Origin of the sequence: Leifsonia sp. C5G2 (genome assembly GCF_013359685.1) — a bacterium.
In the GTDB taxonomy this organism is placed as follows: Bacteria; Actinomycetota; Actinomycetes; order Actinomycetales; family Microbacteriaceae; genus Leifsonia.
In genome coordinates this window covers 91,440-109,614 of the sequence record NZ_JABFMV010000001.1, presented here as the reverse complement: position 1 = coordinate 109,614, position 18,175 = coordinate 91,440, and the positions used below count along the sequence as shown (strand labels likewise).

Sequence of the window (18,175 nt, the reverse complement as noted above, 5' to 3'; positions counted from 1 at the left end):
GTCAGGGGCGGCCGCGCATGATCGCCTGCTTGACCTCGGCGATCGCCTGCGTGACCTGGATGCCGCGGGGGCACGCGTCGGTGCAGTTGAAGGTCGTGCGGCAGCGCCAGACGCCCTCCTTGTCGTTGAGGATGTCGAGGCGGACCTGGGAGTTGTCGTCGCGCGAGTCGAAGATGAAGCGGTGCGCGTTCACGATCGCGGCCGGGCCGAAGTACTGGCCGTCGGTCCAGAACACCGGGCAGGACGACGTGCACGCGGCGCACAGGATGCACTTGGTGGTGTCGTCGAAGCGGGCGCGGTCGGCGACCGACTGCACGCGCTCCTTGCCCTTCTCCGGCTTGGAGTTGGCGACCAGGAACGGCTGCACCTCGCGGTACGACTCGAAGAACGGCTCCATGTCGACGATGAGGTCCTTCTCCAGCGGCAGACCCTTGATCGCCTCGACGTAGATCGGCTTCGAGATGTCGAGGTCCTTGATCAGCGTCTTGCAGGCGAGCCGGTTGCGGCCGTTGATGCGCATCGCGTCCGAGCCGCAGATGCCGTGGGCGCACGAGCGGCGGAAGGTCAGCGAGCCGTCCTGCTCCCACTTGATCTTGTGCAGCGCGTCGAGGATGCGGTCGGTCGGGAACAGCTCGACGTCGAAGTCCTGCCAGCGCGGCTCCGAGTCCACATCCGGGTCGAAGCGGCGGATGATCAGGGTCACGGTGAACGACTCGACCGGCGCCTCGGGGGCCGGGGGAGTCTCGAGCACGGCGTTCGACATCAGTACTTCCTCTCCATCGGCTGGTAGCGGGTCACGACGACGGGCTTCCAGTCGAGCGTGATGTGGTCTGCCGCGTCCGACGAGTGCGGGTCGCCGGAGAGGTAGGCCATGGTGTGCTTCATGTAGTTCTCGTCGTCGCGCTTCGGGAAGTCGTCGCGCATGTGGCCGCCGCGGGACTCCTTGCGGTTGCGGGCGGAGTAGACGACGACCTCGGCGAGGTCGAGCAGGAAACCGAGCTCGACGGCCTCCAGCAGGTCGGTGTTGAAGCGCTTGCCCTTGTCCTGCACCTGCACGTTGCGGTAGCGCTCGCGCAGCTCGTGGATGGTCTCGGTGACCTTGGCGAGGGACTCGTCGGTGCGGAACACCTGGGCGTTCCGGTCCATCTCGTCCTGCAGCTCCTTGCGGATCGCCGCGATGCGCTCGGTGCCGGTGGAGGTGCGCAGGCTCTCGATCATGCCGCGGACGGCGGCGGCCGGATCCTCCGGCAGCGGGACGTACTCGGCGGTCTTGACGTACTCGACCGCGTTGTTGCCCGCGCGCTTGCCGAACACGTTGATGTCGAGCAGCGAGTTGGTGCCGAGGCGGTTGGAGCCGTGCACCGAGACGCAGGCGCACTCGCCCGCGGCGTACAGGCCGGGGACGACGGTGGTGTTGTCGCGCAGCACCTCGGCGGCGGTGTTGGTCGGGATGCCGCCCATCGCGTAGTGCGCGGTCGGCATCACGGGCACCGGCTCGACGACCGGGTCGACGCCGAGGTAGGTGCGGGCGAACTCGGTGATGTCCGGGAGCTTCGTCTCGAGCACTTCGGCGCCGAGGTGCGTGCAGTCGAGCAGCACGTAGTCCTTGTGCGGGCCGGCACCGCGTCCCTCTGCGACCTCCTGGACCATGCAGCGGGCGACGATGTCGCGCGGTGCCAGGTCTTTGATCGTGGGCGCGTACCGCTCCATGAACCGCTCGCCGGAGGCGTTGCGCAGGATCGCCCCCTCGCCGCGGGCGCCCTCGGTGAGCAGGATGCCCAGCCCGGCGAGGCCGGTCGGGTGGAACTGGAAGAACTCCATGTCCTCCAGCGGAAGGCCCTTGCGCCAGATGATGCCGACGCCGTCGCCGGTGAGGGTGTGTGCGTTGGAGGTGGTCTTGAAGATCTTGCCGAAGCCGCCGGTGGCGAAGATGATCGCCTTCGAGTGGAAGACGTGCAGCTCGCCGGTGGCCAGCTCGTACGCGACCACGCCGGCCGGCTGCGGGACGCCGTCGACCTCGTTCATGATCACGTCGAGAACGTAGAACTCGTTGAAGAAGTTGATGCCGAGCTTCACGCAGTTCTGGAACAGCGTCTGCAGGATCATGTGGCCCGTGCGGTCGGCGGCGTAGCAGGCCCGGCGGACGGGCGCTTTGCCGTGGTCGCGGGTGTGGCCGCCGAACCGGCGCTGGTCGATCTTGCCCTCGGGCGTGCGGTTGAACGGCAGGCCCATGTTCTCGAGGTCGATGACCGCGTCGATGGCCTCCTTCGCGAGGATCTCCGCCGCGTCCTGGTCGACCAGGTAGTCGCCGCCCTTGACCGTGTCGAAGGTGTGCCACTCCCAGCTGTCCTCCTCCACGTTGGCGAGCGCGGCGGCCATGCCGCCCTGCGCCGCGCCCGTGTGGGAGCGGGTGGGGTAGAGCTTCGAGATGACGGCGGTGCGGGCATGGGGCCCGGCCTCGATGGCCGCGCGCATGCCGGCGCCGCCGGCGCCCACGATGACGATGTCGAACTCGTGGTAGTGGACGCCGTCGATGACGGTGGATTCAGTAGCTTCTGTTGTCACAGGTCTTCCGTTGTCGAAGGATCAGCGTGCCGGGCAGAAGGACGGCAGGTCGGAGGCCGCGGCGCCCGCAGGGCAGGGGTCGAACGTGAAGATCACGAGCGTGCCGAGCACGATCAGCACCACGACCGCGGCGAGCACGGCCCACTTCAGGATGCGGTTGACCGTCCGGTTGTAGGCGTAGTCGTTGATGAGCGTCCGCATGCCGTTGCCGCCGTGGATGAGCGCCAGCCACAGCATCAGCAGGTCCCAGACCTGCCACCACGGGGTGGCGTACTTGCCGGCGACGAAGGCGAAGTCGATCTGCTTGACACCCTCGCCGAGTACGAGGTTGACGAGCAGGTGGCCGAAGATGAGGACGACGAGCAGGATGCCCGAGAGCCTCATGTAGATCCAGCCCCACTTCTCCCAGTTCTTGCCGCGGTTGGAGCGGGCGGCGGGGGTGCGCGGCGCCTCGATGGTCGTCACGTCAGTTCACCTCCGAGAAGATGTGCACCAGCTGCACGGGCACGAAGCCGGCCATGAGGATCACCCAGAGCGCGATGACGATCCAGAACATGACCTTCTGGTACTTGACGCCCTTGCTCCAGAAGTCGATCAGGATGATGCGCAGGCCGTTGAAGGCGTGGAACACGATGGCCGCGACCAGGGCGATCTCGCCGAGGCCCATGATCGGGTTCTTGTAGGTGCCGATCACGGCGTTGTACGCCTCGGGGCTCACGCGGATGAGTGAGGTGTCCAGGATGTGGACGAGAAGGAAGAAGAAGATGGCGACGCCGGTGATGCGGTGGAGGACCCACGACCACATCCCTTCGCGGCCACGGTACAGTGTGCCGCCTGGCCGGGTCTTGGCCGGCTGCAGCGTCCCTGCCGCTTGGTCTGACACGGACAACCCTCCCTGGTTGCTGATCGCTGATAGGGCGCGGTGAGCGCAGCGCCAGTCTATGCCGCGGGTGCCGATCACGCCCCTTAGGGTGGCCTTGGTTATCTCGATGTCGAGATAACCGACCCTCGACGGGAGGGGGTGCGCGGCGTACCGTCCACGCCATGACACAGGACGAGCCGATCATGGACGGCAGCTTGGACGCCGGGCATGACGAGAAGGTCGCGGGCGTGGTCGAGCAGGTGCGTGCCGACGCGCAGCTGCGCGACTCCGAGGAGGTCGCGCAGCTGCTGCGTCAGCGCCTCGACGAGACCGGGCTCCAGGTGTCCGACGAGGAGTTCGCCCGCCACGTGGACGACATCCGGAACGGCCCGTCCGCCGCCTCGTGAGGGGTCAGAGCCAGCCCCGCCGCTTGAAGATGGAGTAGAGCAGCCCGCTGAGGCCGACCATGGCCAGCACGGCGAGCGGGTACCCCAGCGGCCACTGCAGCTCCGGCATGTTCGTAAAGTTCATGCCGTAGATGCCCGCGATCAGGGTCGGCGCGAAGAGGATCGCCGCCCAGGACGAGATCTTCTTCACCTCCTCGCCCTGACGGTGGCTGGAGTGCGCCAGTCGCGTCATCTCCTCGTTCTGGCGTTCGGACACCAGCGTGGAGTTCACCGTCAGGATGTCGCGCAGCAGATAGCGGAACCCGTCGACGCGCTCGTTGACCTGCGTCAGGTGGTCGGCGACGTCACGGAGGCGGCGCTCGAGCTCCTGCGTCACCCCGTACTTGGCGGTGCCGCGCTCCAGCGCGAGCATCACCGCCGAGAGCGGGTGCGTCGCCCGCTGGAAGTCGATCACCTCGCGCGACAGCTCGTAGATGCGCCGGGAGACCAGCGCGTCGCCGCCGAACACCTGCGTCTCGATCTCGTCGATGTCGTTGGCGAGGCCGGCGACGACCGGGCTGTACGCATCCACGACCGCGTCGATGATCGCGTACAGGATGGCCTGCGCGCCGAGCGCGAGCAGCTCCGGCTCGCCCTCCATCCGCTGGCGGACGTGGGAGAGGTCGGGCGACTCGCTGTGCCGGACGGTGATGACGAAGTTCGGCCCGACGAAGAGGTGCAGCTCGCCGAAGTCGACCTCCTCCGGCACATCGAGGTAGTTGGCCGCCTTCAGCACGACGAAGAGGACGGTGTCGTACCGCTCCAGCTTCGGCCGCTGGTGGGCGACGATCGCGTCCTCGATGGCGAGCGGGTGGAGGTTGAACTCCTCCGCGAGCGACATGAGCTCCTGCTCGGTCGGCCGGTACAGGCCGATCCAGGCGACCCCGCCGGGGGTGCGGTCAAGCGCGCCGTACGTCTCGGCGAGTGTGGTCGGCGAGGCGACGCGGACGCCGTTCGCGTAGATCGCGCTGTCGACCATGCTGGTGCGCCGGCCGGACTGCTCCTCCACGGCCGTCTGCGGGGCGACGGGAGAGGGAGGGTCGGTCCGGCGTGTGCGGCTGACGAAGGGCATCGGGATGCCGCGTCGGTTCAGGTTGGCCATGGGTCACCTCCGTCGTCACGAGGACGGGATAGAGCGGATACAGGGACCGGCCCGCTGGGGCCACCTAACTGTACGCGCGCGAACCCGAGACGGGCTGGACGTCGCGGGCGGCCACGTCTGCGACGGCGTTCAGGATGACGCGCTCGTAGTGCCCGATCAGCTGCCCGCAGAGCACCTCCCAGCTCCGGCCGAGGACCGCGCGACGCCCGGCCTCGCCCATCCGCCTGCGCTCCGCGCCGTCGCGGACGAGCAGCGAGACGGCGGCGCGGAAGGCGCGGTCGTCGGACGGCGGGAAGAGCAGGCCGTCGACGCCGTGCTCCACCAGGTCGATCGGGCCGCCCGCGCGCGGGGCGACGACGGGAAGGCCCGAGGCATGGGCCTCCTGCACGGTCTGGCCGAAGGTCTCCTCCGACCCGGTGTGCACGAAGACGTCGAAGGCGGCGTAGGCGGCGGCGAGCTCCTCGCCCCCGCGACGGCCCAGCCAGGTGACGGGCATCCCGCGCAGCTCCCGGGCCACCGCATCCCGCGAGGGTCCGTCGCCGACGATCGCGAGCGAGACGCCGGTGAGGCCGCGGAGCGACCGCAGCCGCTCCACCTGCTTCTCCGGCGCGATGCGCCCCACGTAGCCGATGACCGTCTCGCCGTCGGGGGAGAGCTGCTCGCGGAGGGCCGCCGCGGCCGCCGTCCTCCTCTTGTTGGGGTGGTAGCGCTCGAGGTCGACGCCGCGCCCCCAGCGATCGAGCCGGGACACCCCGGCGGTGCGGAGGTCGTAGGCGCTCGCCGCGGAGGGCGCGAGCGTGAGGTCCGCTCCCTCGTGCACCCAGCGCACGTACTTCCAGGCGATCGCCGAGGTGACGCCGAGGCCGTTCCGCCGGGCGAAGCCGGCGACGTCGGTCTGGTAGATCGCGACGGAGGGGACGCCGAGGCGGTTCGCGGCGGCGATGGCCTGCGCACCCAGGAAGAAAGGGGAGGCGGCGTGGAGCACATCCGGCGCGAAGGCGCTCAGGATGCGCTGCACCTGGGGGCTCGGCAGCCCGACCGGGAACTGCCGGTACGCGATCGACGGGACCTGGTGGATGCGGAACCCGGCATACTCCACCGGCGCACCCGCGTCCGGGCAGATCACGATGGCCTCGTGGCCGTGGGCGGCCAGATGGTCGAGCACCCGGAGGACGCTCGTCGTGACCCCGTTGACCGTGGGGAGGAAGCTCTCGCTGACGACCGCTACCCGCATGACCTCACGCTAGGAGCGCGGGGTGTCGTCGCCGTGAACGGCGGGTGTCCTGCACCGCTCGGTATCCTTTCGGCATGACTCAGCAGCGCAGGATCACCACCGGCAAGCCGATCGACCGCTTCTACAGCGTCATCCCGGCCGGCGGCATCGGTTCGCGCCTCTGGCCGCTGTCGCGCGCCGACGCTCCGAAGTTCCTGCACGACCTCACCGGGTCGGGTCAGACGCTGCTGCGCGACACCTGGGACCGCCTGGTGCCGCTGTCGGGGGAGCAGCGGATCATGGTGGTCACCGGCCGTGCCCACCGCGCCGCCGTCGAGGCCCAGCTGCCGGCGCTCGCCGACCCGAACGTCGTCCTGGAGTCGGAGCCGCGCGATTCGACCGCGGCGATCGGTCTGGCCGCGGCCATCCTGGAGCGCCGCGAGCCCGGTGTGATCATCGGCTCCTTCGCGGCCGACCACGTCATCCACAACATGCCCGCGTTCCAGGCGGCGGTCCGCGAGGCGGTCGCCGCGGCGGAGGCGGGCTACATCACCACCGTCGGCATCCGCCCGACCGAGCCCGCGGTGGGCTTCGGCTACATCCACTACGGGGACCGGCTGGAGCTGCCGGGCGCGCCGAGCGCCCTCACCGTAGACTCCTTCAAGGAGAAGCCGGACCTGGAGACCGCCGAGCGCTACCTGGAGAGCGGCTCCTACCTCTGGAACGCCAGCATGTTCATCACCCGGGCCGACCTGCTGCTGGAGGAGATCGGCCGCAACCGCCCGCGCCTCCTGGAGGGGCTGCTCGAGCTCGCGGAGGCGTGGGACGACCCGGCGACCCGCGGCCCCGCGGTGGACCGGATCTGGCCGGGGCTCGAGAAGATCGCCATCGACTACACCGTCGCAGAGCCCGCAGCCGCCGCGGGCCGGCTCGCCGTCATCCCCGGCTACTTCGACTGGGACGACGTCGGCGACTTCGCCTCGCTCGCCAAGCTCAACTCCGGCGGCCGGAAGTCCGACCTCGCGATCCTCGGTGAGAACGCCCGCGTGCTCTCCGACGCCTCCAGCGGCATCGTCGTCAGCCAGAGCAAGCGCGTCATCAGCCTGATCGGCGTGCGCGACATCGTCGTCGTCGACACCCCCGATGCCCTGCTGGTCACCACCAGCGAGAACGCGCAGCGGGTGAAGGCGGTCGTGGATGCGCTGAAGCTCACGGGCTCGACCGACGTCCTGTAGAAGCTCCGGCGCCGACCCCTCCCAGAACAGGGGATAGCCCTGCTCAAATGAGCGCGTGCCAATCGCGTGAGCGTTTGTAACGCTTGCATGAAGAAGGCCGATTTTCGAACGGCGTCGTTCGTCACATTCGGTAACGTGAACCGCACAAGCCTGCGAGCACCCGCACAGGCTTACGCATCTTGGAGGAACAACCTTGTCAATCACAGCCCGTAAGGCCGGTCTCCTCGGCCTGGCGGCGGTCGGCGTCATGTCGCTGCTCGCCGCTTGCTCGGCTGCCCCGTCGGACAGCTCGTCCGGTGGCGCCGCGAAGAGCGACTTCCTTCCCTGCATGGTCTCCGACTCCGGTGGATTCGACGACCACTCGTTCAACCAGCTCGGCTACGAGGGCCTGCAGCAGGCCGCCAAGTCGCTGAACGTGAAGTACAAGCAGGCGGAGTCGAAGAGCGAGAACGACTTCGCTCCGAACATCCAGAGCATGGTCGACGCCAACTGCAACCTCGTCGTCACCGTCGGCTTCCTCCTGAAGGACGCGACCGAGAAGGCGGCGAAGGCGAACCCCGACGTGAACTTCGCGATCATCGACGACAACGAGATCCAGGCGAAGAACGTCAAGCCGATCATCTTCGACACCGCCCAGGCGGCGTTCCTGGCCGGCTACGCGGCCGCCAGCTACTCGAAGACCGGCATCGTCGGCACCTTCGGCGGCATGCAGATCCCGACGGTCACCATCTTCATGGACGGCTTCGCCGACGGCGTGAAGTACTTCAACGACCAGAAGGGCAAGTCGGTCAAGGTCGTCGGCTGGGACGTCGACAAGCAGAACGGCCTCTTCACCGGTGGCTTCGACGCCAACGAGACCGCGAAGAACACCGCTCAGGGCATCATCGACCAGAACGCCGACGTGATCATGCCGGTCGGCGGCCCGATCTACCAGTCGGCCGCGCAGGCGATCAAGGACTCCGGCAAGCCGATCGCGATGATCGGTGTCGACGCCGACGTCTACCAGTCCGACCCCAGCGTGAAGGACCTGCTCCTCACCTCGGTCATGAAGGGCATGAAGCCGGCGACCAACGACGTCGTCACCCAGGCCGCGAAGGGCAAGTTCGACGCGACCCCGTACGTGGGCACGCTGAAGAACGACGGCGTGGGCATCGCGCCGTTCCACGACTTCGAGTCGAAGGTGGACTCGGGTCTGCAGGGTGAGCTCGACAAGATCAAGGCCGGCATCATCGACGGCTCGATCAAGGTCACCTCGCCCTCGTCGCCGAAGCAGTAACCAGCGACGAGAACGCTCGACGGGGAGGTCAGCCATGGCTGGCCTCCCCGTTGCGTTCACACCCTCACCTTTTGCTCATCTGCGCACACCACGACATCTGCGCAGCCAGGTAATGTGAACACGCGCGTCGAGGCCACCAGCCGATTCCGCGTGCCCTCTCCTGAAGGAAACCCACCCGAATGAAGCTCGAACTCCGCGGCATCACCAAACGGTTCGGTGCCCTGGTCGCGAACGACCACATCGACCTCACCGTCGAACCCGGCGAGATCCACTGCCTGCTCGGCGAGAACGGTGCTGGCAAGTCCACCCTGATGAATGTGCTCTACGGCTTCTACCAGGCCGACGAGGGCGAGATCCTGCTCGACGACGTCGTCCAGCACTTCTCCGGCCCCGGCGACGCCATGAAGGCCGGCATCGGGATGGTGCACCAGCACTTCATGCTCATCCCCGTCTTCACCGTCGCCGAGAACGTGATGCTCGGTCACGAGCAGACCAAGTTCGGCGGACGCCTCGACCTCAACGCCGCCCGCGCGAAGGTGCGCGAGATCTCGGCCCGGTTCGGCTTCGACGTCGACCCGGACGCGCTGGTCGAAGATCTTCCGGTCGGCGTCCAGCAGCGCGTCGAGATCATCAAGGCGCTGTCCCAGAACGCCAAGGTGCTCGTCTTCGACGAGCCCACCGCCGTGCTGACCCCGCAGGAGACCGACGAGCTCATGGCGATCATGCGCCAGCTCAAGGAGCAGGGCACGGCCATCATCTTCATCACGCACAAGCTGCGCGAGGTGCGCGAGGTCGCCGACCGCATCACCGTGATCCGCCTCGGCAAGGTGATCGGCGAGGCCGAGCCCACCGCCACCAACGTCGAGCTCGCGTCGATGATGGTCGGCCGCGCGGTGACGCTGGCCGTGGAGAAGAAGCCCGCCGAGCCGGGAGCCGCCGCGCTCGTCGTCAAGAACCTCTCGGTCATCGACCCCATCGGGCAGCTGGTGGTCAACGACGTGAGCTTCGAGGTGCGCGCGGGCGAGATCCTGGCCATCGCCGGCGTTCAGGGCAACGGCCAGACCGAGCTGACGGAGGCCATCATCGGCCTGCAGCCGCGCATCCAGGGCGAGATCCTTCTCGACGGCTCGCCCATCCAGGGCCACAGCGTCCGCAAGGTGCTCGACGCCGGCGTCGGTTTCGTGCCGGAGGACCGCAACGAGGACGGCCTGGTCGGCGAGTTCACCATCCAGGAGAATCTGATGCTCGACCGCTCGACGAGCGACCCGTTCGTCAAGGGCGGCAACATCCAGTTCTCCTACCTCAAGGACTTCGCGGAGGAGAAGGTGCGCGAGTTCGACGTGCGCACCCAGTCCATCGACACCAAGGTCGGCCGCCTCTCCGGCGGCAACGCGCAGAAGGTCGTGCTCGCCCGCGAGCTCAGCCGCGAGCTGCGGCTCTTCGTCGCCGCGCAGCCCACGCGCGGCCTGGACGTCGGATCCATCGAGTTCGTGCACAAGCGGATCGTCGCCACCCGTGACGCCGGGGTGCCGGTGATCGTGGTGTCGACCGAGCTCGACGAGGTCGCCGCGCTGGCCGACCGGATCGCCGTGATGTACCGCGGGGGGATCGTAGGAATCGTGCCGGGTGACACGTCTCGCGACGTGCTCGGCCTCATGATGGCCGGCGAGTCGCCGGAGCAGGCAGGAGCAGCAGCATGACCGGGACCCCCACGTCCGGCCAGCCCATGGCGCCGGCGCAGCCGGCCCAGCCGGGGACCCCGGCCCCCGCGTCCGGAGGCGACGACCAGTCGCGCTGGAACCAGGCGGTCCGCGAGATCATGGGCGGCCCTGTGGTCATCTCGATCCTCGCCGTGCTGCTCGCGCTCATCGTCGGCGCCATCCTGATCGCGGTCACCGACCCCGACGTGCAGCGGGCGGCCGGCTACTTCTTCGCGCGGCCCGGCGACACGTTCGCGGCCATCTGGAACTCGGTGTCGAACGCGTACGTCTCGATGTTCCAGGGCGCGATCTACAACTTCCGCCGGCCCTCCTTCGCCGCGGGCATCCGCCCCCTCACCGAGACGCTGACCTTCGCCACGCCGCTGATCGTCAGCGGTCTCGGCGTCGCGCTGGCGTTCCGCGTCGGCCTGTTCAACATCGGCGGCCAGGGGCAGTTGCTCATCGCGGCCGCCGCGTCGGCGTGGGTGGGCTTCTCGTTCAACCTGCCCCCGGTGGTGCACCTGGTGCTGGCGGTCGTCGCCGGTATCGTCGGCGGCGCCATCTGGGCGGGCATCGTGGGTCTTCTCAAGGCGCGCACCGGCGCGCACGAGGTGATCGTGACGATCATGCTCAACTACATCGCGTTCTACCTGATCTCCTACATGCTGCGCACGCAGGGCCTCCTGCAGGCGCCGGGGTCGAACAACCCCAAGGCTCCGGCGGTCCACGCCAACGCCGTCTTCCCGCCGCTGTTCGGTGCGCAGTACAACCTCACCTGGGCCTTCGTCGTCGTGATCGGTGCGACCGTCTTCGTGTGGTGGCTGATCAACCGCTCCAGCCTCGGCTTCCGGTTCCGCGCCGTCGGCGAGAACCCCAACGCCGCGCGCGTCGCGGGCATCGACGTCAAGAACGTGTACGTCTACGCCATGCTCATCGCCGGTGGCCTCGTCGGCATCGCCGGCGCCAGCCAGGCGCTCGGCGTCTTCCCGCAGGGCATCAGCTCCGGCGTGGATGCGGGCATCGGCTTCGACGCGATCACCGTCGCCCTGCTCGGCCGCTCCCGGCCGTGGGGCGTGTTCATCGCCGGACTGCTGTTCGGCGCCCTGAAGGCCGGCGGCTACACGATCCAGGCGGCGAACGACATCCCGATCGACATCGTCCTCATCCTGCAGTCCCTGATCGTGCTGTTCGTCGCGGCGCCTCCGCTGGTGCGGGCCATCTTCCGCCTGCCCACCCCGGGGAGCACGCCCCGGAGACCGCGTCCCATCGTCACGAAGGAGGTGGAGGCGAAGTGAGCACCACCGCCCCCGTCGTCCCCGACTCCTCGCCGATCGTCCTCCAGAAGGCCGAGATCCGCTCCTGGAAGGCGCCCATCGCCTTCGGTGTCTTCGTGCTGATCAGCATCATCCTGTTCTTCGGCTTCGCCCGGCACGGCGAGAGCACCTTCCGCCTCACGGAGAAGTCCGACGCGATCCCGCTGCCGACCGTCACGGTGGACAGCTTCGTGACCACCACGATCGTGACGATCCTGCTGATCGCCCTCACGGCATGGAGCGCGTACCTCTCTTATCGTGCGCGCCGGACCCCGCTCTGGGTCGTCATCGTGTTCTCGCTCCTGTTCATGTTCGCGTTCCTGACCTGGGCCGACTCCGGCAGCCCGTACCCGGTGCCGGTCACCGGCCTGCTGCTCGGCACGATCAGCCTCGCCGTCCCGCTGGTTTTCGGCGCCCTCGGCGGCGTGGTGTCCGAGCGCGGCGGTGTGGTCAACGTCGCCATCGAGGGCCAGCTGCTCGCCGGAGCGTTCGTCTCCGCGATGACGGCCTCGCTGACCGGCAGCTGGGTGGTCGGCCTCATCGCCGCCATGGTCGCCGGTGTCCTCGTGTCGTTCCTGCTCGGTGCGTTCGGGATCAAGTACCTCGTCGACCAGGTGATCGTCGGCGTCGTGCTGAATGTGCTCGTCATCGGCCTCACCAGCTTCCTCTACTCGAAGCTGCTGGCCGGCAACCCGCAGCTGCTCAACCATCCGCCGCGTCTGCCGAGCTGGCCCATCCCGGTGCTCAGCGACATCCCGATCATCGGCAAGGTGCTGTTCGACCAGTCGATCATCGAGTACCTGATGTACCTCGCGGTGTTCCTGGTCTGGTTCGGGCTGTTCAAGACCCGCTGGGGCCTGCGCCTGCGCTCGGTCGGCGAGCACCCGGAGGCCGCGGACACCGTCGGCATCAACGTCAACAGCACCCGGTTCTGGAACGTGGCCCTCGCGGGCGCGATCGCCGGCCTCGGCGGCGCGTACTACACGCTCGGCTCCGTCGGCGCCTTCTCCAAGGAGATGACCGCAGGGCAGGGCTTCATCGCCCTCGCGGCCGTCATCTTCGGCCGCTGGGACCCGATCCGCGCGACCCTCGCCGCGCTGCTGTTCGGTTTCGCGACCAACCTGCAGAACGTGCTCAGCACCATCGGATCGCCGGTACCGAGCGAGTTCATGCTGATGCTGCCGTACGTCGTCACGATCCTCGCGGTCGCCGGCCTGGTGGGCCTCTCGCGCGCACCCGCCGCCGACGGGAAGCCGTACATAAAGCCATGAGCACGATCGACTGGGAGGCGCTGCGCTCCGCCGCCGACGAGGCGCGGACGCACGCCTACGTCCCCTACTCCAAGTTCCCCGTGGGTGCCGCGGCGCTCGTCGACGACGGCCGGATCGTCAGCGGCTGCAACGTCGAGAACGCCAGCTACGGCGTGACGCTGTGCGCCGAGTGCGGCCTCGTGTCGTCGCTCGCCATGACCGGGGGAGGACGCCTGGTGGCGTTCACCTGCGTGAACGGCGACGGCGACATCCTGATGCCGTGCGGTCGCTGCCGACAGCTGCTCTACGAGCACTCGGCCGAGGGGATGCTGCTGGAGACCGTCTCCGGCATCCGCACGATCGACGAGGTGCTGCCCGACGCGTTCGGGCCGCGCCAGCTCGCCGCCTACGCGGCCGAGCACGAGAACGACTGAACAGGAACACATCCGTGACCGACCTTGCAGGAGCGGTCGAGGCGTTCGACGCCGTCGACCTGATCAGGACCAAGCGCGACAGAGGCGAGCTCAGCACCGCCGAGATCGACTGGCTGGTGGACGCGTACACCCGTGGCTACGTGGGCGACGAGCAGATGTCCGCGATGACGATGGCGATCTTCCTCAACGGGATGACCCGCCGCGAGATCAAGGACCTGACGCTGGCGATGATCGCGTCCGGCGAGCGGATGGACTTCTCGGGACTCGGGAAGCCGACCGCCGACAAGCACTCCACCGGCGGCGTCGGCGACAAGATCACGCTGCCGCTCATGCCTCTGGTCGCGACGTTCGGCGTCGCCGTGCCGCAGCTCTCCGGCCGCGGTCTCGGCCACACCGGCGGGACGCTGGACAAGCTCGAGAGCATCCCGGGCTGGCGCGCGCACCTCAGCAACGAGGAGATGTTCGCCCAGCTGCAGAACGAGGGCGGCGTCATCTGCGCGGCCGGCTCCGGCCTCGCGCCGGCCGACGGCAAGCTGTACGCGCTCCGCGACATCACCGGCACGGTCGAGGCGATCCCGCTGATCGCGTCCTCCATCATGTCGAAGAAGATCGCCGAGGGCACCGGCGCGCTCGTGCTGGACGTGAAGTTCGGCTCCGGCGCCTTCCTCAAGGACATCGAGCGCTCGCGCGAGTTGGCGCGCACCATGGTGGAGCTCGGCCGCGACGCCGGCGTCGCCACCTCTGCGCTGCTGACCGACATGAACGTCCCGCTCGGGCTCACCATCGGCAACGCGAACGAGGTGCGCGAGTCGGTCGAGGTGCTCGCGGGAGGTGGGCCCGCCGACATCGTCGAGCTGACGGTCGCCCTGGCCCGCGAGATGCTCGCACTGGCCGGCCGGCCGGACGAGGACGTCGAGGCGGCGCTGAAGGACGGCCGCGCGATGGACAAGTGGCGCGAGGTCATCCGCGCGCAGGGCGGCGACCCGGATGCCGCGCTCCCGGTGGCGAAGGAGACCCACACGGTCGTGGCAGAGGAGGACGGCGTCCTGGTCGAGCAGCAGGCGCTGCCGTTCGGAATCGCCGCCTGGCGTCTCGGCGCCGGCCGCGCCCGCAAACAGGACCCGGTGCAGCACGCCGCGGGCATCGACCTGCACGCGAAGCCGGGCGACGAGGTGAAGAAGGGACAGCCCCTGTTCACCCTCTCGGCCGACGAACCCGCCCGCTTCGAGCGCGCGCTGGAGGCGCTGGAGGGCGCCTACCGGCTGGCGCCGCTGGGCACCCCGTTCGAGCGCGGCCCGCTGATCGCCGACCGCATCGCCTAGGGTTGAGGCCATGAGCGACGCCTGGAACGAGTACACGCTGGCCGACGGCACGGAGATCCGGCCGCTTCCGAAGGTCTCCCTGCATGACCACCTCGACGGCGGTCTCCGCCCCGCGACCGTGCTGGAGCTGGGCGAGGAGATCGGGCTGGAGCTCCCGGCCCAGGATGCCGCGGAGCTGGGCCGCTGGTTCGCCGAGAAGTCGAACTCCGGCTCGCTCGTCGAGTACCTGAAGACCTTCGACCTGACGACCGCCGTGATGCAGACCCGCGAGGGCCTGCGCCGCGTGGCGCGTGAGTTCGTGCAGGACCTCGGAGACGACGGCGTCGTCTACGGCGAGATCCGCTGGGCCCCCGAGCAGCACCTCGGCGGCGGCCTGTCGCTCGACGAGACGGTCGAGGCCGTGCAGGAGGGCGTCGAGGAGGGCATCGCCGATGTGCGGTCCGCCGGCGGCCGCATCCGCGTGGGCCAGCTCGTCACGGCGATGCGCCACAACGACCGCGGTCTCGAGATCGCCGAGCTCGCGGTGCGTCACCGCGAGCGCGGCGTGGTCGGCTTCGACATCGCCGGCCCGGAGGCGGGCTTCCCGCCGTCGAACCACCGCGCGGCGTTCGACTACCTCGCGTCGGAGTTCTTCCCGGCCACCGTCCACGCGGGCGAGGCCGACGGTCTGGAGAGCATCCGGAGCGCCCTGCTCGACGGCCGGGCCCTGCGCCTGGGCCACGGCGTGCGCCTGGCCGAGGACATCACGATCGAGCGGCAGGACGACGAGAACACGTACGTCACGCTCGGCTCCCTCTCGCAGTGGGTGAAGGACCGCGAGATCGCACTCGAGACGAGCCCGACGTCCAACCTGCAGACCGGTGCGATCGCGGCCTGGGGCGACGACATCCTCGACCACCCGTTCGACCTGCTGTACCAGCTGGGCTTCCGGGTGACGGTCAACACGGACAACCGGCTGATGAGCGGCACGACCCTGACGCGCGAGCTGAGCGTGCTCGCAGACGCCTTCGCGTACGACCGGACAGACCTGGAGATCTTCCAGCTGAACGCCGCGGCCGGCGCCTTCCTCCCGCTCGAGGAGCGTGAGGAGCTGGCCGAGATCATCACAGCAGGTTTCGAGGGTTCCTGACCGCCCGGGCGTTAGTCTGAAGTCATGCCACTGCCACCGCTGCCTGATTCGGCCGTCACCGTCGGCGCGCACGCCGCCGACTGGCGACAGGCGGTGGAGTTGGCGGGCGAGGCACTCGCGCGCTCCGGTGCGACCGAGCAGGGCTACGGGCAGCGGATGATCCAGGTGATCGAGGAGTTCGGCGCCTACATCGTGATCGCCCCCGGGCTGGCGCTGGCCCACGCGCGCCCCGGCCCCGACGTGAACTCCGACGGACTGGCGGTGGTCACGCTCGACGCGCCCGTGGTCTTCGGCCACCCGCACAACGACCCGGTGTCGGTCGTGATCGGCCTGGCCGTGTCGACCCCGGAGGCGCATGTCACGAGCGTCGCCGAGCTGGCGAACGTGTTCAACGATCCCGAGTCGATCCCGGCCCTCGCGGCCGCGACCGATGTCGCCGACGTGCAGCGCATCCTGACGCTGACGGAGGAGGAGGCGCAGCGGTGAAGATCGTCGCCATCTGCGGCGTCGGGATGGGCACCTCCGGCATCCTGAAGGTCAACGCCGAGCGCGTGCTCGACCGGCTCGGCATCGACGCGGAGGTCACCGCGTCCGACATCGGCAGCATCGACCAGGCGGCCTCGAACGCCCAGATCGTGCTCACCTCGCCGGAGCTCGTCGACCGCATCGGCAAGACGAACGCCGACGTGATCGTGGTGAACAACTACTTCGACCTCGAGGAGCTCGAGCAGAAGCTCGACGAGGCGCTCGGCTAGTCAGTCGCGCACGCGGCGGCCGGTGCGGTCGGAGAACGCGGTCAGCGCGTCGAGCACCTCGGGATTGATCCACGTGCGGTTGCGCTTCGCGGAGTTCCCGCGCTGCAGGATGCCGTACTCGACCAGGGTCTCCAGGCCGTTCACGACGGCGGGCCGGCTGGCGCCGGTGAGACGCTCCGCCGTGACGGCGTTGAGGACCGGGTACTCCAGCGACAGTGCGGCCAGCCTCCGGCCGACGGCGCCCGCCCGGATCGGGGCCAGCGACTCCTGCCAGGCCCGGCGGAGGCCGATCAGGTCGTCGGCGAGCTGGTCGGCGTTGGCGACGGCCGCCAGCGAGGCATCGGCGAAGACGCGGACGATGGGTTCGGCGTCACCGGAGCGGTAGGCGTCCAGCGCGTCGAAGTAGCGACCGATGTCGGTCAGCAGGCCCGCGGACACCGGCACCGCGAGGTGCCGCAGGATGTCGCCGTGCCGCAGCATCGAATGCGCGACCGCGCGACCCGTTCGGCCGTTGCCGTCGGGGAAGGGATGGATCGTCTCGAACTGGGCGTGTGCGATGGCCACCTGCGGGAGCACGGGCAGGTCGACGCGCCGCATGAACAGGATGAGGTCGTCCATGGCGGCGGCCACCCGCTCGTGGTGCGGGGGGACGAAGGCGGCGGTCTGGGGGAGCGCTCCGCCGATCCAGACCTGTTCCTGCCGGTACCCGCCGGTGAGCTCCGGGCTCGACTCGTCGAGCAGCGCCGTGTGCATCGCGATGATCGACGCGTTCGAGATGTCGTCGGCCAGGGCGAGCGCCGCCTCCATTGCGTGGACATTGCTGACGATGAGGCGAGCGTTGCCCTCCGACCGCTCGCCGATGACGGCCTCGGCGATGGCCCGGGGACCTGCGGTGAGCTGCTCGATCTGCGAGCTCGAGGCGGACTCGGTGCGCAGCAGGATGGCGGAGAACGGTGCGATGAACTCGGCGCGTTCGCCGTCGAAGCGGACCAGTTCGCGGGTGGCGTCGTCGCTGTCGGCGAGCAGTTCGCCGGAGAACGCGAAATCGGCGTTCGCGAGCGGGGCCGGGATCGCCGCCTGGTACGGCTCGCGCCGTCGCAGCTGCATGCGCCGCGACGCGTACTCGACCTCCGGGCGCTGCGGAAGCCGCCGCGTCTCGTAGGTCAGCGCCGTCGACATGCTTTCACACCCCTTTCTCTTATGAAAGGTTAGCGCCATAACCTTTCATAAGAAAGAGGGTTATGAATGCTTCAGTCGCGGAGAAGTGCGTCCACGAGGCCGGGGAAGCGGGCGTCCAGCTCGTCGCGTCTCAGCTGGATCTCGTGAGTGCGGCCGCTGACGATCGTGCGGGTCACTCCGGCTTCGCGCAGCGTCTTGAAGTGGTGCGCCATGGTCGACTTCTGCACGTCGACGCCCCACTCGGTCATCGTCTTCGGGTGCGGCCGGCCATCGGCGAGCACGCGCACGATCTGCAGGCGGATGGGGTCGGCGACGGCGCGGAGCACGTCGACGAGCTGCACGTCGGCGATGTCGGGGGAGGGGTAGTCGGTCATCGTCACCAATTGTTTGACAA

19 protein-coding genes are annotated in these 18,175 nt (G+C 68.9%); 11 read left to right on the top strand and 8 right to left on the bottom strand.

Annotated elements, in window-relative coordinates; translation table 11 throughout:
* Position 1 precedes the first annotated feature (1 nt).
* Genes HNO83_RS00495 through sdhC form a run of 4 tightly spaced genes read right to left on the bottom strand, consistent with a single transcriptional unit; the run spans position 2 to position 3,448 of the window.
* Positions 2 to 763 carry a succinate dehydrogenase iron-sulfur subunit gene (locus tag HNO83_RS00495; RefSeq protein ID WP_175335551.1) on the bottom strand — a complete coding sequence of 254 codons (762 nt, stop codon included), beginning with the start codon at positions 761 to 763 and terminating at the stop codon, positions 2 to 4.
* Positions 763 to 2,565: a succinate dehydrogenase flavoprotein subunit gene (sdhA, locus tag HNO83_RS00490; protein ID WP_175335550.1), complete on the bottom strand. Its 1,803-nt coding sequence runs from the start codon at positions 2,563 to 2,565 to the stop codon at positions 763 to 765. The genes HNO83_RS00495 and sdhA overlap by 1 nt, the downstream gene beginning before the upstream one ends.
* Before the next feature lie 21 nt (positions 2,566 to 2,586).
* Positions 2,587 to 3,030, bottom strand: coding sequence for a succinate dehydrogenase hydrophobic membrane anchor subunit (locus HNO83_RS00485; protein WP_175335549.1), 444 nt, complete (start codon positions 3,028 to 3,030; stop codon positions 2,587 to 2,589).
* 1 nt (position 3,031) lies between these two features.
* Positions 3,032 to 3,448 (bottom strand): succinate dehydrogenase, cytochrome b556 subunit, encoded by a 417-nt coding sequence (gene sdhC, locus HNO83_RS00480; protein WP_115695998.1) that lies wholly within the window; start codon positions 3,446 to 3,448, stop codon positions 3,032 to 3,034.
* Between the two features lie 161 nt (positions 3,449 to 3,609).
* Between sdhC and HNO83_RS00475 the strand changes: the two genes are divergently transcribed.
* Positions 3,610 to 3,834 carry a hypothetical protein gene (locus tag HNO83_RS00475; protein WP_175335548.1) on the top strand — a complete coding sequence of 75 codons (225 nt, stop codon included), beginning with the start codon at positions 3,610 to 3,612 and terminating at the stop codon, positions 3,832 to 3,834.
* Positions 3,835 to 3,838: 4 nt separating this feature from the next.
* On the opposite strand, the gene HNO83_RS00470 is transcribed toward HNO83_RS00475, so the two are convergent.
* Complete coding sequence (locus HNO83_RS00470) at positions 3,839 to 4,975, bottom strand: magnesium and cobalt transport protein CorA (RefSeq protein ID WP_175335547.1); 1,137 nt, start codon at positions 4,973 to 4,975, stop codon at positions 3,839 to 3,841.
* A gap of 64 nt (positions 4,976 to 5,039) precedes the next feature.
* Complete coding sequence (locus tag HNO83_RS00465) at positions 5,040 to 6,209, bottom strand: glycosyltransferase family 4 protein (protein WP_175335546.1); 1,170 nt, start codon at positions 6,207 to 6,209, stop codon at positions 5,040 to 5,042.
* 74 nt (positions 6,210 to 6,283) lie between these two features.
* Between HNO83_RS00465 and HNO83_RS00460 the strand changes: the two genes are divergently transcribed.
* The 10 genes from HNO83_RS00460 (at position 6,284) to HNO83_RS00415 (ending at position 16,602) form a co-directional block, all read left to right on the top strand.
* Positions 6,284 to 7,423, top strand: coding sequence for a mannose-1-phosphate guanylyltransferase (locus HNO83_RS00460; protein ID WP_175335545.1), 1,140 nt, complete (start codon positions 6,284 to 6,286; stop codon positions 7,421 to 7,423).
* Between the two features lie 193 nt (positions 7,424 to 7,616).
* On the top strand, positions 7,617 to 8,699 hold the full coding sequence (locus HNO83_RS00455; protein WP_175335544.1) for a BMP family lipoprotein: 1,083 nt from the start codon (positions 7,617 to 7,619) through the stop codon (positions 8,697 to 8,699).
* A 179-nt stretch (positions 8,700 to 8,878) separates the two neighbouring features.
* Positions 8,879 to 10,399 (top strand): ABC transporter ATP-binding protein, encoded by a 1,521-nt coding sequence (locus HNO83_RS00450; RefSeq protein ID WP_175335543.1) that lies wholly within the window; start codon positions 8,879 to 8,881, stop codon positions 10,397 to 10,399.
* Complete coding sequence (locus tag HNO83_RS00445; RefSeq protein ID WP_175335542.1) at positions 10,396 to 11,694, top strand: ABC transporter permease; 1,299 nt, start codon at positions 10,396 to 10,398, stop codon at positions 11,692 to 11,694. The genes HNO83_RS00450 and HNO83_RS00445 overlap by 4 nt, the downstream gene beginning before the upstream one ends.
* On the top strand, positions 11,691 to 12,983 hold the full coding sequence (locus HNO83_RS00440) for an ABC transporter permease (protein ID WP_175335541.1): 1,293 nt from the start codon (positions 11,691 to 11,693) through the stop codon (positions 12,981 to 12,983). Before HNO83_RS00445 ends, HNO83_RS00440 begins: the two co-directional genes overlap by 4 nt.
* Complete coding sequence (locus HNO83_RS00435; protein WP_175335540.1) at positions 12,980 to 13,396, top strand: cytidine deaminase; 417 nt, start codon at positions 12,980 to 12,982, stop codon at positions 13,394 to 13,396. Before HNO83_RS00440 ends, HNO83_RS00435 begins: the two co-directional genes overlap by 4 nt.
* 14 nt (positions 13,397 to 13,410) lie before the next feature.
* The gene (locus tag HNO83_RS00430) at positions 13,411 to 14,718 is read left to right on the top strand and encodes a thymidine phosphorylase (RefSeq protein WP_175335539.1); all 1,308 of its coding nucleotides are present in this window, start codon (positions 13,411 to 13,413) and stop codon (positions 14,716 to 14,718) included.
* Positions 14,719 to 14,728: 10 nt separating this feature from the next.
* Positions 14,729 to 15,847 carry an adenosine deaminase gene (locus HNO83_RS00425; protein WP_175335538.1) on the top strand — a complete coding sequence of 373 codons (1,119 nt, stop codon included), beginning with the start codon at positions 14,729 to 14,731 and terminating at the stop codon, positions 15,845 to 15,847.
* Between the two features lie 24 nt (positions 15,848 to 15,871).
* Entirely contained in the window at positions 15,872 to 16,333 is a 462-nt protein-coding gene (locus HNO83_RS00420) for a PTS sugar transporter subunit IIA (RefSeq protein WP_175335537.1), read from the top strand.
* Entirely contained in the window at positions 16,330 to 16,602 is a 273-nt protein-coding gene (locus HNO83_RS00415) for a PTS sugar transporter subunit IIB (RefSeq protein WP_175335536.1), read from the top strand. Before HNO83_RS00420 ends, HNO83_RS00415 begins: the two co-directional genes overlap by 4 nt.
* Here the strand turns inward: HNO83_RS00415 and HNO83_RS00410 are convergent, their stop codons facing one another.
* A complete protein-coding gene (locus HNO83_RS00410; RefSeq protein ID WP_175335535.1) occupies positions 16,603 to 17,781 on the bottom strand; it encodes a Fic family protein in 1,179 nt (392 codons plus the stop codon).
* Positions 17,782 to 17,852: 71 nt separating this feature from the next.
* On the bottom strand, positions 17,853 to 18,155 hold the full coding sequence (locus HNO83_RS00405) for an ArsR/SmtB family transcription factor (protein ID WP_175335534.1): 303 nt from the start codon (positions 18,153 to 18,155) through the stop codon (positions 17,853 to 17,855).
* Positions 18,156 to 18,175: the final 20 nt, after the last annotated feature.

What these genes read in the sequence shown, in the direction of transcription:
- HNO83_RS00445 (WP_175335542.1), top strand. Translation starts at nt 10,396, where the DNA reads ATGACCGGGACCCCCACGTCCGGCCAGCCCATGGCGCCGGCGCAGCCG.
- HNO83_RS00410 (WP_175335535.1), bottom strand. Translation starts at nt 17,781, where the DNA reads ATGTCGACGGCGCTGACCTACGAGACGCGGCGGCTTCCGCAGCGCCCG.
- HNO83_RS00495 (WP_175335551.1), bottom strand. Translation starts at nt 763, where the DNA reads ATGTCGAACGCCGTGCTCGAGACTCCCCCGGCCCCCGAGGCGCCGGTC.
- HNO83_RS00450 (WP_175335543.1), top strand. Translation starts at nt 8,879, where the DNA reads ATGAAGCTCGAACTCCGCGGCATCACCAAACGGTTCGGTGCCCTGGTC.
- HNO83_RS00425 (WP_175335538.1), top strand. Translation starts at nt 14,729, where the DNA reads ATGAGCGACGCCTGGAACGAGTACACGCTGGCCGACGGCACGGAGATC.
- HNO83_RS00405 (WP_175335534.1), bottom strand. Translation starts at nt 18,155, where the DNA reads ATGACCGACTACCCCTCCCCCGACATCGCCGACGTGCAGCTCGTCGAC.
- HNO83_RS00420 (WP_175335537.1), top strand. Translation starts at nt 15,872, where the DNA reads ATGCCACTGCCACCGCTGCCTGATTCGGCCGTCACCGTCGGCGCGCAC.
- HNO83_RS00465 (WP_175335546.1), bottom strand. Translation starts at nt 6,209, where the DNA reads ATGCGGGTAGCGGTCGTCAGCGAGAGCTTCCTCCCCACGGTCAACGGG.
- HNO83_RS00435 (WP_175335540.1), top strand. Translation starts at nt 12,980, where the DNA reads ATGAGCACGATCGACTGGGAGGCGCTGCGCTCCGCCGCCGACGAGGCG.
- HNO83_RS00460 (WP_175335545.1), top strand. Translation starts at nt 6,284, where the DNA reads ATGACTCAGCAGCGCAGGATCACCACCGGCAAGCCGATCGACCGCTTC.
- HNO83_RS00475 (WP_175335548.1), top strand. Translation starts at nt 3,610, where the DNA reads ATGACACAGGACGAGCCGATCATGGACGGCAGCTTGGACGCCGGGCAT.
- HNO83_RS00470 (WP_175335547.1), bottom strand. Translation starts at nt 4,975, where the DNA reads ATGGCCAACCTGAACCGACGCGGCATCCCGATGCCCTTCGTCAGCCGC.